At 31.5% G+C, this 12,514-nt stretch carries 14 protein-coding genes; 11 read left to right on the forward strand and 3 right to left on the reverse strand.

The features are described 5' to 3' along the window. Nucleotides 1-4 precede the first annotated feature (4 nt). The 10 genes from EUBIFOR_RS04020 to EUBIFOR_RS04065 all read left to right on the forward strand — a co-directional run bounded on the left by EUBIFOR_RS04020 (nucleotide 5) and on the right by EUBIFOR_RS04065 (nucleotide 8,305). Nucleotides 5-211 carry a hypothetical protein gene (locus EUBIFOR_RS04020; RefSeq protein WP_147587362.1) on the forward strand — a complete coding sequence of 69 codons (207 nt, stop codon included), beginning with the start codon at nucleotides 5-7 and terminating at the stop codon, nucleotides 209-211. Further along, nucleotides 198-1,985: a VirD4-like conjugal transfer protein, CD1115 family gene (locus EUBIFOR_RS04025; RefSeq protein WP_003864664.1), complete on the forward strand. Its 1,788-nt coding sequence runs from the start codon at nucleotides 198-200 to the stop codon at nucleotides 1,983-1,985. Before EUBIFOR_RS04020 ends, EUBIFOR_RS04025 begins: the two co-directional genes overlap by 14 nt. Next, nucleotides 1,963-2,268: a hypothetical protein gene (locus EUBIFOR_RS04030; RefSeq protein ID WP_003864665.1), complete on the forward strand. Its 306-nt coding sequence runs from the start codon at nucleotides 1,963-1,965 to the stop codon at nucleotides 2,266-2,268. The genes EUBIFOR_RS04025 and EUBIFOR_RS04030 overlap by 23 nt, the downstream gene beginning before the upstream one ends. A gap of 3 nt (nucleotides 2,269-2,271) precedes the next feature. Then, nucleotides 2,272-3,102: a VirB6/TrbL-like conjugal transfer protein, CD1112 family gene (locus tag EUBIFOR_RS04035; protein WP_003864666.1), complete on the forward strand. Its 831-nt coding sequence runs from the start codon at nucleotides 2,272-2,274 to the stop codon at nucleotides 3,100-3,102. A 79-nt stretch (nucleotides 3,103-3,181) separates the two neighbouring features. Then, on the forward strand, nucleotides 3,182-3,478 hold the full coding sequence (locus tag EUBIFOR_RS04040) for a type II toxin-antitoxin system RelB/DinJ family antitoxin (RefSeq protein WP_003864667.1): 297 nt from the start codon (nucleotides 3,182-3,184) through the stop codon (nucleotides 3,476-3,478). Between the two features lies 1 nt (nucleotide 3,479). Next, nucleotides 3,480-3,782, forward strand: a complete 303-nt coding sequence (locus EUBIFOR_RS04045; RefSeq protein ID WP_003864668.1) for a type II toxin-antitoxin system RelE/ParE family toxin — start codon at nucleotides 3,480-3,482, stop codon at nucleotides 3,780-3,782. A gap of 65 nt (nucleotides 3,783-3,847) precedes the next feature. Next, on the forward strand, nucleotides 3,848-4,081 hold the full coding sequence (locus EUBIFOR_RS04050) for a hypothetical protein (protein ID WP_003864669.1): 234 nt from the start codon (nucleotides 3,848-3,850) through the stop codon (nucleotides 4,079-4,081). Then, entirely contained in the window at nucleotides 4,068-4,496 is a 429-nt protein-coding gene (locus EUBIFOR_RS04055; protein WP_003864670.1) for a PrgI family protein, read from the forward strand. Before EUBIFOR_RS04050 ends, EUBIFOR_RS04055 begins: the two co-directional genes overlap by 14 nt. Continuing rightward, nucleotides 4,438-6,774 (forward strand): VirB4-like conjugal transfer ATPase, CD1110 family, encoded by a 2,337-nt coding sequence (locus EUBIFOR_RS04060; RefSeq protein WP_003864671.1) that lies wholly within the window; start codon nucleotides 4,438-4,440, stop codon nucleotides 6,772-6,774. The genes EUBIFOR_RS04055 and EUBIFOR_RS04060 overlap by 59 nt, the downstream gene beginning before the upstream one ends. Nucleotides 6,775-6,814: 40 nt before the next feature. Further along, entirely contained in the window at nucleotides 6,815-8,305 is a 1,491-nt protein-coding gene (locus EUBIFOR_RS04065) for a lysozyme family protein (protein WP_003864672.1), read from the forward strand. Between the two features lie 15 nt (nucleotides 8,306-8,320). On the opposite strand, the gene EUBIFOR_RS04070 is transcribed toward EUBIFOR_RS04065, so the two are convergent. After that, nucleotides 8,321-8,545, reverse strand: a complete 225-nt coding sequence (locus tag EUBIFOR_RS04070; RefSeq protein WP_118114811.1) for a hypothetical protein — start codon at nucleotides 8,543-8,545, stop codon at nucleotides 8,321-8,323. Between the two features lie 104 nt (nucleotides 8,546-8,649). After that, a complete protein-coding gene (locus EUBIFOR_RS04075) occupies nucleotides 8,650-9,573 on the reverse strand; it encodes a tyrosine-type recombinase/integrase (protein WP_003864674.1) in 924 nt (307 codons plus the stop codon). Between the two features lie 34 nt (nucleotides 9,574-9,607). Between EUBIFOR_RS04075 and EUBIFOR_RS04080 the strand changes: the two genes are divergently transcribed. Further along, nucleotides 9,608-10,759 carry a restriction endonuclease subunit S gene (locus EUBIFOR_RS04080; RefSeq protein WP_003864675.1) on the forward strand — a complete coding sequence of 384 codons (1,152 nt, stop codon included), beginning with the start codon at nucleotides 9,608-9,610 and terminating at the stop codon, nucleotides 10,757-10,759. 13 nt (nucleotides 10,760-10,772) lie between these two features. Here EUBIFOR_RS04080 and EUBIFOR_RS12680 read toward each other — a convergent pair whose 3' ends face one another. Next, nucleotides 10,773-11,885, reverse strand: coding sequence for a restriction endonuclease subunit S domain-containing protein (locus EUBIFOR_RS12680; RefSeq protein ID WP_147587363.1), 1,113 nt, complete (start codon nucleotides 11,883-11,885; stop codon nucleotides 10,773-10,775). Between the last annotated feature and the right edge of the window lie 629 nt (nucleotides 11,886-12,514).

Here is a 12,514-nt window from a genome sequence, read left to right on the forward strand (position 1 = left end):
AAATATGCGTAACTGGTTTAAAAAACAAAATGATGAAATGATTGAAATCCAAGTCGATGATACAGAAAGAAGAATTATTGTACGTGCTCTTGCCGATTTAAGAGACAAACAACGCATGGCACATAAGAATTATGACTTTCTAGATTCATTGATTGTAAAAGTTTGTGATGCAAATTCACCTTCTATAAAAGATCATTATGAGAGATGCTAAAAAAGATGAATATGTGTTTCTTGGCTTATTACTAATACCAACAATTTGGTTTGCATTGCTTATTGCACCCTACATGGATAAAGGATTAATCAATGCAATTCCATATCTTAATGAAGCTTTAAATCATCCATTTCAAATTCAATGGACGAATTCAACATTAAAAACGATCGGTATCTTTCTGATAATCTATGTATTAGGTGTTGGGATGTATTTATCTTCATCTAAAAACTATAGAAGAACTGAAGAATACGGATCAGCTAAATGGGCAAATCCCAATACTGTTTGTAAGAAATACGCGAATAAAGATTACTTTGCTAACAAAGTCTTTTCACAAAATGTACGAATGGGGTTAGATGGTAAAAAACATCGTCGAAACTTAAATACAGTTGTGATTGGTGGCTCTGGTGCTGGAAAGACAAGATTTTATGCAAAACCAAACATCATGCAGTGTAATACAAGTTTTGTTGTATTGGATCCCAAAGGTGAAATCATTCGAAGTGTTGGTCATCTATTAGAAGAGAATTGTTATGTCATTAAAGTCATTGACTTGATTGATATGTCTAAATCTCTTGGATATAATCCATTCCATTATATTCAAAGTGATAAGGATGTACTTAAATTAATTACCAACTTGATCCGTAATACAACACCTAAAGGTTCTTCTACCAATGATCCATTCTGGGAAAAGAGTGAAACAGCACTATTGGAAGCGCTGATGTTATATCTGTACCATTATGCACCAGAAGATGAACAGAATTTTACAATGGTCATGGAAATGCTCAATTATGCAGAAGTCAAAGAAGATGAAGAAGACTACGAAAGTCCATTGGATGAGTTATTTAAAAGACTAGAAATGATAGATTCTAATTCATTAGCTTTAAAACAATACAAAATATATAAACAGGCAGCAGGTAAAACCGCCAAATCGATTCTGATTTCGGTTGGTGTAAGACTTGCTGCTTTTAATTTGGAAGAACTTGCATCATTAACCAAATATGACGAGATGGAATTAGAACAGATTGGAGAAAGAAAAACGGCTTTATTTGCGATTATTCCAGACAACGATTCCACATTCAATTTTGTAGTTGGAATGTTGTACACCCAGTTATTTCAAATGTTGTATTACCAGGCGGATTATGTACATGGTGGAGAACTTCCTGTACCCGTCCATTTCTTGATGGATGAATTTGCCAATGTTGCTTTACCAGATGAATTTGATAAACTTCTTTCAACCATGCGTTCAAGACAGATCTTTGTATCCATTATTTTACAGAACCTGGCTCAGATCAAAGCGTTATACAAAGATAGCTGGGAATCCATTTTAGGTAACTGTGATGAAACGTATTACCTAGGTGGTAATGAACAAAGTACACATAAATACATCAGTGAATTGCTGGGAAAAGAAACATTGGATACAAATACGTATGGCAAATCTGAAGGAAGAAGTGGTAATTATTCTACAAATTATCAACAGACAGGAAGAGAGCTTTTAACCGCAGATGAAGTTCGATTGTTGGATAACAACTATGGACTTCTTTTTATTAAGGGAGAACGCCCTGTTAAAGATAAAAAATATGATTTATTAAAACATCCAAATATTAAGCAGACATTGGATGGAGGACGAGAGCCTTATATTCATGGGCAAACGTATCATTTCATTGATGATTGGCAAAATATTCTTTTGACTGATAACGAATATGAATTGTTAGATCAAGAAGAAGTAGAAAAATATGTAAAGGAGATCAAAGAAAATGAAGAAAACAAAAACAATTAGAAAAGTAGTGTTCTATGCTTATACAGCATTGATACTCATCACAAACTTTATAACACCTGTCTATGCAGCTAATGATCCAGTCACTGTAGTCAATAATTTCAGTGATTTTATGTTTGGACTTATTCGAGCTATTGGAATGATTCTATTGGGCTTTGGAATTGTGCAGGTTGGTTTATCTTTAAAAAGCCACGATCCAAGCCAAAGAGCAAATGGATTTATGACTGTTGCTGGTGGAATTATTATTACGTTTGCGAAAGAGATTTTAAATATTATTGTAGGTTAATGTATGGATGGAATCATCGATAACCTAACAAGTGCTATCAATACTTGGAATTCTAAACTTGCTGAAATATGGTTGTTACTGACTGAATCTCCAGAAACATTTAAAGGTGGAGATATATGGAAAATCATTGTAAAAGTACATGAAGGTTTACAAGCTATTGGTCTTGCCCTTCTTGTACTTTTCTTTGTATGGGGATTAATACGAACCTGTACAAGCTGGCAGGATGTCAAACGTCCAGAGCAAGCCTTCAAACTATTTCTAAGATTTATCATCGCAAGAACCCTAGTACTTTATGGAATGGAACTAATGACGAAAATCTTTGAAATTGTACAGGGTATCATTCAATCGATTACAGAAACTGTAGGACTTGGAGTATCCAATGAAACAGTGATTCCACAAGAAATTGTAGATGCAGTAAGTAATACCGGTTTTCTAGAATCCATTCCATTATGGGCAGTAACCTTACTAGGATCTATATTTATCACAATATTATCTTTCGTGATGATTTTAACAGTATATGGAAGATTCTTTAAACTATACATGTATACAGCTATATCTCCGATTCCACTTGCAGCAGCTGCAGGAGAAAGCACACAAAATACAGCTTTTACCTTTATTAAAAGCTATGCAGGAGTGTGTTTAGAAGGAGCTATCATTGTCCTTTCCTGTATTATCTTCTCTGCCTTTGCATCAAGTCCACCGGTAGTAGATTCAACAGCATCTAGTGTATCTATGGTATGGAGCTATATTGGAGAATTGATATTCAACATGTTAGTTCTAGTAGGAACAATCAAGATGTCAGACAGAATTGTTAAAGAAATGATGGGACTATAATATGTAGCTACTCAGTTACCACATTTGTTGATATTTTGTAAAAAACTGATTATAATATATACGAAAGGAAGTGTTAATTATGCGTAACGTAATCAATGCTCAAAAAGATGATGTATTTAGAATTCGCATGAACTCAGAAATCAAGAATGAATTAGAAGAAGTTTTTGCGAAAAATGGTTTAACTCTAACGGATGCCGTAAATGTATTTTTTCAGCAAGTATTAAATACAGGTGGTTTTCCATTTTCTGTGACCGAAGATAATGCTGAAAAGATGAAAGCAAAAGCTTTATCTAAATTAATGAAAGAATTAGAAATTGGTATGAATTGTACTGAATCTTATTCAGAAGAAGAAGCCAAAAAGATGTTAGGTTTGTAAAATGAAGATTATTTATAAAAAAGCAGCAATTGATGATCTTCTTAATACCGAAAATTATATTATTAATCAGTTTCATAACGATCAAGCCGCAAAAAAACTTAAAAACAATATTGTAGATACAATTTCATTATTAAAAGATAATCCTTATCTAGGTCCTAAAATGTCAGATCGTTTCGACATAGATACACCATTTCGCTATTTAATCGTATCTAAGCAACTTGTATTCTATAATGTCAATGAAGAGAATATTGAAATTATTAGAATACTTGACTCAAGGCAGGATTACTTATCATTACTATTTTAATTACTACTGCAGGAGCATATTGTTCCTGCTTTTATTATGCCTTTTTGGCAAGAAAGGAACACAAAATGAAAGATTATATATTAAATAAAGTTGTATTAAAAACAGGAGATTCATTAGATATTGTTGAATCTTCAACTTTACCATTAACAGAAAAATTGATGTACAAAGTGGAACATGAAAAGGATAAAATCATTGTTCGTCGTGATGGTGGAAAGATGGTTATTCCGGTCGATAATATCTTATTTGCATCTTCTATTCCACTAGATGTCATTCATGAGGATTTAGATGATGAAATCTAATTTTGAAATCAAGATTAACAAGGAAATACGTGATTATACGGAAAGTATCTTCTTTGGATTGTCACTTCGACAAAGTATCTTTTCTATCATTGCCTGCGCTATTGCGTGTGGTTTGTATTTTTTATTCAAAGAAAGATTTGGTACAGAAGTGACTAGTTGGCTATGTATGCTTGGAGCTGCACCATTTACAGCATTTGGATTTATCAAATTTCAAGGGATGTATACAGAAGATATTGTGAAGATGGCAATATCTTCTTTTGCTTTGTCTACAAGAAATTTGATTAATGCCCCTTTTAATCTTTATTACGAAATATTGGAGCCAGTTATTAAACAATCTAGAAAGGAGTCGATTGTACATGATAAAAAGCTACGAAAGATTGAAAAAGCTCAACAAAGAAAAAACAAGAGTGCCTAGAACTGTTCAGGATACCATCCCCGTAGATATAATCTATAAGGATGGTATTTTTCGTTCTGGTAATAAATATACAAAGAGTTATAGATTCTTGGATATCAATTATAAGATTGCGTCTGGTGAAGATAAAAACAATTTGTTTTTAAGTTATAGTGATTTGCTAAATTCATTTGATTCTTCTGTCATGACAAAGATAACTATTAACAATCGAAAAGTGGACATCAAGAAGTTTAAAGAAGATATATTAATTCCATTAAAACAAGATAGCTTAGATCCATATCGTGAAGAATACAATAATATGCTTTTAGCTAAATTGTCCGAAAGTGATGATATTGTTCAAGAAAAATATATTACGGTAACAATTTTTAAAAACAGTATAGAAGAAGCAAGATTTACCTTTTCTAGAATCACCACTGAATTCTCTACCCTGTTTGCACGTCTTGGCTCTTCTTGTATCGAATTAAATGCAGAAGAACGATTAAAAATGCTTCATGATTTTTATCGTAGTGAAACGGAAGAGTTTTCTCTAGATATGAATGATTTGGCTAAGAAAGGTCATTCTTTTAAAGATTTGATTACACCCAGAATGAGTAAATACCATAACAAATATTTTGAATTTGATGGTAAATATGGAAGAGTCCTTTATCTAAGTAATTATCCAGGCTTTTTAAAAGACGAGTTTGTATCCGAACTTTGCGATTTAAATAAGAACTTGATGTATTCCATGGACATTATTACGATTCCTACAGATGAAGCTGTTCGTGAAGTAGAAAATAAATTCTTGGGTGTTGAAAAGAACATAACGGATTGGCAAATGAAACAAAATCGAAATAATAACTTTTCAGCCATTATCCCTTATGATATGGAACTTCAACGTAAGGAATGTAAAGAATTCTTGGATGATTTAATTGTACGAGATCAGAGAATGATGCTTTGTAATATTACGGTTGTTCATCTTGCCGATTCATTAGAAGAACTGGATAAAGATAGTGAAACATTAAAAGCAGTAGCTCGAAAATATGTTTGTGAATTAGAAACACTCTACTTTTCAAAAAGACAATTGGACGGTCTACAAACAGCCCTTCCTATTGGAGTCAACAAACTTAATATCACTCGTACCCTGCTTACAGAAAGTGCTGCTGTATTTATTCCCTTTAGAGCACATGAAATCATGCAAAAAGGTGGAATTTGGTATGGACAGAATGCCATTACTAACAATCCGATTCTTTGTAACAAAGCTTTATTACAAAATCCAAACTCTTTTGTACTGGGTATTCCTGGATCAGGTAAATCTTTTCTTACTAAAGAAGAAATTGAATTCTTAATTCTGTCTACGAACGACGATATTATTATTGCGGATCCAGAAGGTGAATATGATCCAATCATTAAAGCGATGAAAGGACAGATTATTCGTATTGGAACAAACAGTAAAGATTATATTAATGCCATGGATATGTCAGAAGGATATGGAGATAGTGGTAATGCAATTGCAGATAAATCTCAATTTATCATGTCTTTATTTGAACAGTTAGATACTAATCAAGATGGTATATCCCCTATTGATCGTTCTATTATTGATCGTTGTGTATCTTTGGTTTATCAGGATGCCATGAAAAATAACTATATTCCAACATTAAAGCACCTATACAACAAGCTGCTAGAACAAAATGAACCAGAAGCTAAATCATTAGCTATCAAGCTTGAATTATTTACAAATGGATCCTTGAACATTTTTGCTCATGAAACCAATGTAAATATCAAATCTAGAATCCTATCTTTCAACATCTTTAATTTAGGCAAACAATTAAAGACAATGGGATTACTCGTGATTACGGATGCGATTATTAACCGTGTCAATGAAAATTGGAGAAAAGGAAAACGTACACATGTCTTCATTGATGAGATTCATGTTATCTTTGAAAATGAAGAAAGTGCAACCTTCTTTGCATCTGCATGGAGACAATTCCGTAAAAGAGATGCCTATCCAACGGGTATTACACAAAATGTAAAATACTTATTATCAAGTCAACAAGGAACGAGTATGCTATCAAACTCTGAATTCATTGTGATGTTAAACCAATCTGCCAATGATAGAGAAGATTTAGCTAGACTTCTAAATATTTCAGAAGAACAGATGGGATACATCACAAATGCACCAACAGGATCTGGATTAATCAAGTATGGTGGTTCTATTGTTCCTTTTGTAAATAAGATGCCAAAAGGATTACTGTACGATCTCAATACAACTAAACCAGGAGATAGAAAACTCCTATTCAACTAAGCAGAATTCACTTTCTGCTTTTTTACATACAAAGGAGTTGATGAATTTGAGAGATATTAAGACAAAGCAAAAAATGCAAGCTATCAAAACAAAAGATACAAAAAGAAATATTCAGCATTTTATTAAACAACAATCCATTCATACTCGTAGTAAAGACGTGGATAAAAAAGAGGATGCTTCAGTTAAATCCAATGCTCAGGTGCAGGCTACAAATAAAGTAAGTGTTGCAGCAAGACAAACTGTAATTGAATCTAAACATCGTACTACTAAGTTTATTAAACAAAAGCATCATGAATATAAGATCAAATCGGCTAATAAGAAACCGATTATTGAATCAAACCATGATATTCATCCACAGAGAATATCATATATATCCAAGGCAAAGAAGCACGTTGTGAATAAAATGAATGCTTCAAAGATAAAACAGTCTACAGAACAATTTGTTTCCAAGCCTATTGTCCAAAATACAACACACGCTATAAAGAAATCATTTCATATTGTTAAGAAGGGTGTTTCTACATTGAATACACTCTTTTCTTTTGGAACAGGATTGATTTTATTGATTGTGATTACTCTGTTTGTTGGCACATTTAGCGTTTTAGCACAAGATGGTGGATCTAATAGTGAAATTGTTTCTTTAAGTGAAGAAGTTATTGCATATGAAGATACCATTCGTAAATATGCAATAGAATACGATATAGAAGATTATGTATCTTTACTTCAAGCGATTATGATGCAGGAATCTGGTGGTAAAGGAACTGATCCGATGCAAGCTAGTGAATCGGGATATAATACAAAATATCCTAGAGTTCCTAATGGCATTACAGAACCAGAGTATTCCATAGATGTTGGTACACATACCTTTTCGGATTGTGTTAAAAAGGCAAATGTAAAAGATCCATCAGATACAGAACACATCTATCTAGCTTTGCAAGGATACAACTATGGCTCTGGCTATATTGATTGGGCAATTTCTAATTTTGGTGGTTATTCCAAATACAATGCACAACAATTTTCAGATATGAAGAAACAACAATTAAATGTATCTGGATATGGAGATCCATACTATGTAGATCATGTTATGCGCTATGTTGGTATTACCTTTAGAGGTGGAACTAATCCAAACTTCAATAATATGGAAGCATGGATTACGAAAAATCCATATGCCAAAGCAGGCTTATATGGTCAATGTACATGGTTTGCCTGGGGAAGATTTTATGAGCTATATGGTTATGATCCAGGCTTTTCTGGAAATGGATGGGATTGTGTAGATGAACTACTAAAAGCACATCCAGATAAATTTGAAAGATCTTCAACACCAAAAGCCGGAGCTGTATTTTCAGGAATAGGAAAAAACCATGTTGGTATTGTCTTAAAGGTAGATGGTAACAACATTACAATTCAAGATGGTAACTATGATGGTATTACCAATACGTTTGAAGATGCAAAAAAGGACTGGCAAACCAACACGTATACTCTTGATTACTACAGATCAAGAATGGGTGGTATTGTATTTGCCAATCCAAAATAAAAAGCGGAGAAACCATCATCTCCACTTGTTTGCATTTTGATGTTGTTCAACAACCTTCTTTGCCTCTTCTTCCGTACGATACAATTTACTTTCACGAACACGCGTTCCAGAAGTACCACAATTACCATCTGAAAATCGTATTGTACAAAATCCACCAGCATTACGAATAACAGTAGCTTTCTTGATAAAGACAGAAGAGGAAATAAAGTAAACAACATCTCCTTCATTAAATCGTTTCAAATTATCATCTCCAAACAATTAATTCACAAGTATATTTTAAAAGATGAAAAAATTCTTGTCACTAAAATAATCCCATTGATTTTTCAATGGGATTAGATTTGATACTATAGTGATCTTAGCATTTTATCAATTGTTTTTTTCTTCTGTTCTTTATTAGGATGTACGTACAAATTTAATGTTGTACTAATGTTAGAATGCCCTAATAAAACAGAAACGGTTTTATAATCCGCTTTTGATTCTATACATCTCGTTGCAAAGCTGTGACGTAAACCATGAAATTTTAATTCCGGTATATCTAACTGTTTACAAAGCTTTTTATAGTAATTTCTATATGTTCTTGGCTCAATTGGCTTAATATCATTAGAAATTACATAATAGTTTTCATTTACCACTTTATTGAGAGATTTAAGCATCTTTAGCAATTCACTAGACATTGGAATATCTCTAACAGAATTAGCAGTTTTAGGTGTATCTAACAGTAACTCTGTATGTCTTGTTTCGCCTTCGATAATATAGATGCGTTGCAACGTATGTCTGACTTTTATTACTCCTTCAGCAGTATCTACATCACACCATCTTAATCCGCAAATTTCACCAATGCGCATACCAGTGCTTAAACAAATAAAAATGCCTAAATTTTTAAAAGTGAAATTATTTCGTAAATGCTCCATAAACTTTTTTTGATCCGCTTTTGATAGCACATCAAGCTCCTTTTTTTCTTGCTTTGATGGAAATTTAGCATCAATTTGAATATATTCTAAATATCCATTTTTAATTCCAAACTTCAAAATCATTTTTAATACAATGATAATGTCTCGTATTGTTTTTTCACTTAAACCAGCATCTAACTTATCAAAAACGAACTGCTGAACCTTTTCCTCGTTTACTTCATAAAGATCACCAAAATAAGGTTTAATGTGATTTTGAATTAGTAATTGATAAGCTGCATATGTAGATTTCTTTACATACTTTTTCTTTTCCTCCTTCCATTCTTCAGTAATTTGATTAATTGTTTTTTCTTTGACCATTTTAATTCCTCCTCTCTGGTCAGATCAAAACAATATGAAATTTTTATTGATATATGTTCCTAATTTGAGATTTTCATTTGAAGAAGATTGGTGTACTTCTACGATAGGAGAAAATTTCAGATTATCATCTGGTCTTACTCCATCAACAAAAGAAAAAGCATACTTTAATAATGGAATTATTCCATGGATTAATAGTGGTGAATTGAAAAACAAATATATTTCGTTTACTGAAAATAAACTAACTTTAGATGCAGTTAAAAAACACAATTTAACTATTTATCCTATGGATACAATGGTTATTGCAATATATGGTTTAGAAGCAGCTGGAGTAAGAGGAAAAGCAAGTATAACGAAAATGGATTCCACAATAAGTCAATCATGTATGGCATTTAACTCTCTTGGGAATGTATTAACGCAATTCATGTATTATGTATATAAAAAAGAAGCACAAATTCTTGGAACTCGATATGCTCAAGGAACAAAGCAGCAAAACCTTAGTTCAGATCTTCTTTCGTCATATAAATTACTTTACCCTTCAAAAGAAGAACAGCTTAAAATAGTGAATTTCTTATCACTTATCGACGAAAAAATAGAAACCCAAAGTAAAATCATTAATGATTATAAATTGCTAAAAAAGTACATTACAAAGAGCTTTATCAAACAGAAAGGAACTTCTTATTTATTGTCTGAGATAGCTGAATTAGGAAGAGGAAGAGTAATCAGTTCTGCAGAAATATCTAAACAAAAAAATCCAATCTATCCAGTTTATTCTTCACAAACATCAAATAATGGCGTAATGGGATATTTAGATAATTATGATTATGAAGGTGAGTATATCACTTGGACTACAGATGGTGCTAATGCAGGTACTGTTTATTACCGAAATGGAAAATTTAATTGTACTAATGTATGCGGTATTTTAAAAATTAAAAATGGTTATGATGCATATTATATTTCAAATATTTTAAATTGTTACACTAAAAAATATGTTTCAACTAACTTAGCAAATCCTAAACTAATGAATAATGTAATGGCAAATATAAAAATTAATTTACCATCTATCGAACGGCAAAAATATTTTTCAAATATATTAAAGGCTATTGAATATAGAGTTAAAATAGAGCAAGATATTAAATTGAATTTAGTGAAGCAAAAAGTATTTTTATTAAAAAACATGTTCTTATAATGAAACATGTTTTTTAGATAAATAGGTTATTAAGCAAAAATTGTTTTTGTAGTCTATATTTTTCTAATAAAGCTTTTTCATTTCTTAATTTGTTGTCAAAAGAAGTAAATATCTTACATACAAATGTTTGCTCCTTTAGATTTGGAACACTTATATCGGTTACTGCAACTTCTGATAAATAGTGCCGTTTATGATCTGTTGATTCAAAATTCAAAAATTGCAAATATTCATAAAAGAATTTTAGCATTAGTCCTTCTTTTGTTTGAAGAATCTTTAATGCTGATGATTTCACTTTAAATGGAAAATCAACATATTTATTTTCGTTAGTAAAGTCATCAAATATAATACAATCACCTTTTTCATAAATACCATCTTTTTCAAGAGTATATCCTAAGATAAATGACTGGTTAGCAGTTAATACTGGTGTATAATCTTTTCCATACGATAAATAATCAGTACTATGCACAATGTATTTTTGTGGCTGTTCATAAATTACATAATCTTGAATACAACAGTTTGCATTTTTATGGATATCTTTAAAAAGCAAATTTCTTATTTGTTTTTTTTGAGAACTTAAAGTGTCAATGATTTTAATTTGAGTTTGTATACGCTCCTCAATTAAATCTAAAAACCTAGCAATTTTTATTTGATTTTCAATTGTAGGAACAGCATGTTTTGTATTGAAAAAGTCATTAACAGCAATATTTAACAATCCGTGATTTCTTGCTCCTTCACCAGCAATATCCGCTACTTGTTTATGCCATTTTGGGGATTCAAAATAATGTACAAGGTAATTTGAATTTACAATATTATCATTAGATTTAAAACATATATACAAAGTTGATAAACATCCCATATTATATAAATCTAATCGTTTTATAGCACCCCAAGGATAATCGTTTGAATAACTTTTGTTATAAGCAAACTCTCCATTTTTTAATAAGTAATATCCACTCATATCTTTACTTGCAACGGTTTTATTAAAAAATGATACTTGATCAACTAGACCATATTGTGCTGATATCGTTAAAGGTAAATTAGAAACATTATCTTTATTTTTTCGTGTAACACGAGTTGCAAATTCATATAAATTATATTTTTTATATGGGTTATTGTTAAATCTCAAATTAGGAACACTATAGAAATAAACACTTAAAAAAACATAATTGACCATTTGATTCAAAAAAGTTCAGAACTCTCTTTAGAGTACGTTTTTTGACGCAGTAAAATCGTATTACTGGATATACACTTTTTCTGCGAGGTAAAAGTATATGTCTAAATATAAAGATAAAAAACCCATCTATGATTGAATTTACCAGAAAGTATGCAAACAATGATCAGGCCCGTGAAGAATTCTTCCTTCGTGCCAAGTATCCTAACGGTTACTACTGCGAAAAATGCGGCTGCACTCACTACAGGAAGACACTTGAAAGTGGCAGACTTTATCCGATGTTGCAGTTAAAGCTTATTTATGCCTAAATTACATTTTGTTTGTTTTTCTCAGCTGTGAACATTATGTATTAGCCTTGTTTAGAATAATGTTTCCTCTTTCGAGAAGTTTTGAGCTATCCCTTTATATATAATAATGTTTGTTTTTTTATTCTATGATTAATCGTCAACAAGGTATTTGGTCGCAATCTGCAAAAAAAATACATTTTACACATGTAATCGGAGCAAAAAAAGATGAACGTTTACAAATCTGCAAAATTACGACAACATTTATGTCTTTAGATAGATTAAATACTCATAGAATCG

Source organism: Holdemanella biformis DSM 3989, assembly GCF_000156655.1.
Classification (GTDB): Bacteria; Bacillota_I; Bacilli_A; order Erysipelotrichales; family Erysipelotrichaceae; genus Holdemanella; species Holdemanella biformis.

Excerpts from the sequence above, each read along its gene's own strand:
- EUBIFOR_RS04050 (WP_003864669.1), top strand. The coding sequence starts at position 3,848 with ATGAAAGATTATATATTAAATAAAGTTGTATTAAAAACAGGAGATTCA.
- EUBIFOR_RS04060 (WP_003864671.1), top strand. The coding sequence starts at position 4,438 with ATGATAAAAAGCTACGAAAGATTGAAAAAGCTCAACAAAGAAAAAACA.
- EUBIFOR_RS04025 (WP_003864664.1), top strand. The coding sequence starts at position 198 with ATGAGAGATGCTAAAAAAGATGAATATGTGTTTCTTGGCTTATTACTA.
- EUBIFOR_RS04065 (WP_003864672.1), top strand. The coding sequence starts at position 6,815 with ATGAATTTGAGAGATATTAAGACAAAGCAAAAAATGCAAGCTATCAAA.
- EUBIFOR_RS04080 (WP_003864675.1), top strand. The coding sequence starts at position 9,608 with ATGAAATTTTTATTGATATATGTTCCTAATTTGAGATTTTCATTTGAA.
- EUBIFOR_RS04055 (WP_003864670.1), top strand. The coding sequence starts at position 4,068 with ATGATGAAATCTAATTTTGAAATCAAGATTAACAAGGAAATACGTGAT.
- EUBIFOR_RS04020 (WP_147587362.1), top strand. The coding sequence starts at position 5 with ATGCGTAACTGGTTTAAAAAACAAAATGATGAAATGATTGAAATCCAA.
- EUBIFOR_RS04035 (WP_003864666.1), top strand. The coding sequence starts at position 2,272 with ATGGATGGAATCATCGATAACCTAACAAGTGCTATCAATACTTGGAAT.
- EUBIFOR_RS04075 (WP_003864674.1), bottom strand. The coding sequence starts at position 9,573 with ATGGTCAAAGAAAAAACAATTAATCAAATTACTGAAGAATGGAAGGAG.
- EUBIFOR_RS04030 (WP_003864665.1), top strand. The coding sequence starts at position 1,963 with ATGAAGAAAACAAAAACAATTAGAAAAGTAGTGTTCTATGCTTATACA.
- EUBIFOR_RS04040 (WP_003864667.1), top strand. The coding sequence starts at position 3,182 with ATGCGTAACGTAATCAATGCTCAAAAAGATGATGTATTTAGAATTCGC.
- EUBIFOR_RS04045 (WP_003864668.1), top strand. The coding sequence starts at position 3,480 with ATGAAGATTATTTATAAAAAAGCAGCAATTGATGATCTTCTTAATACC.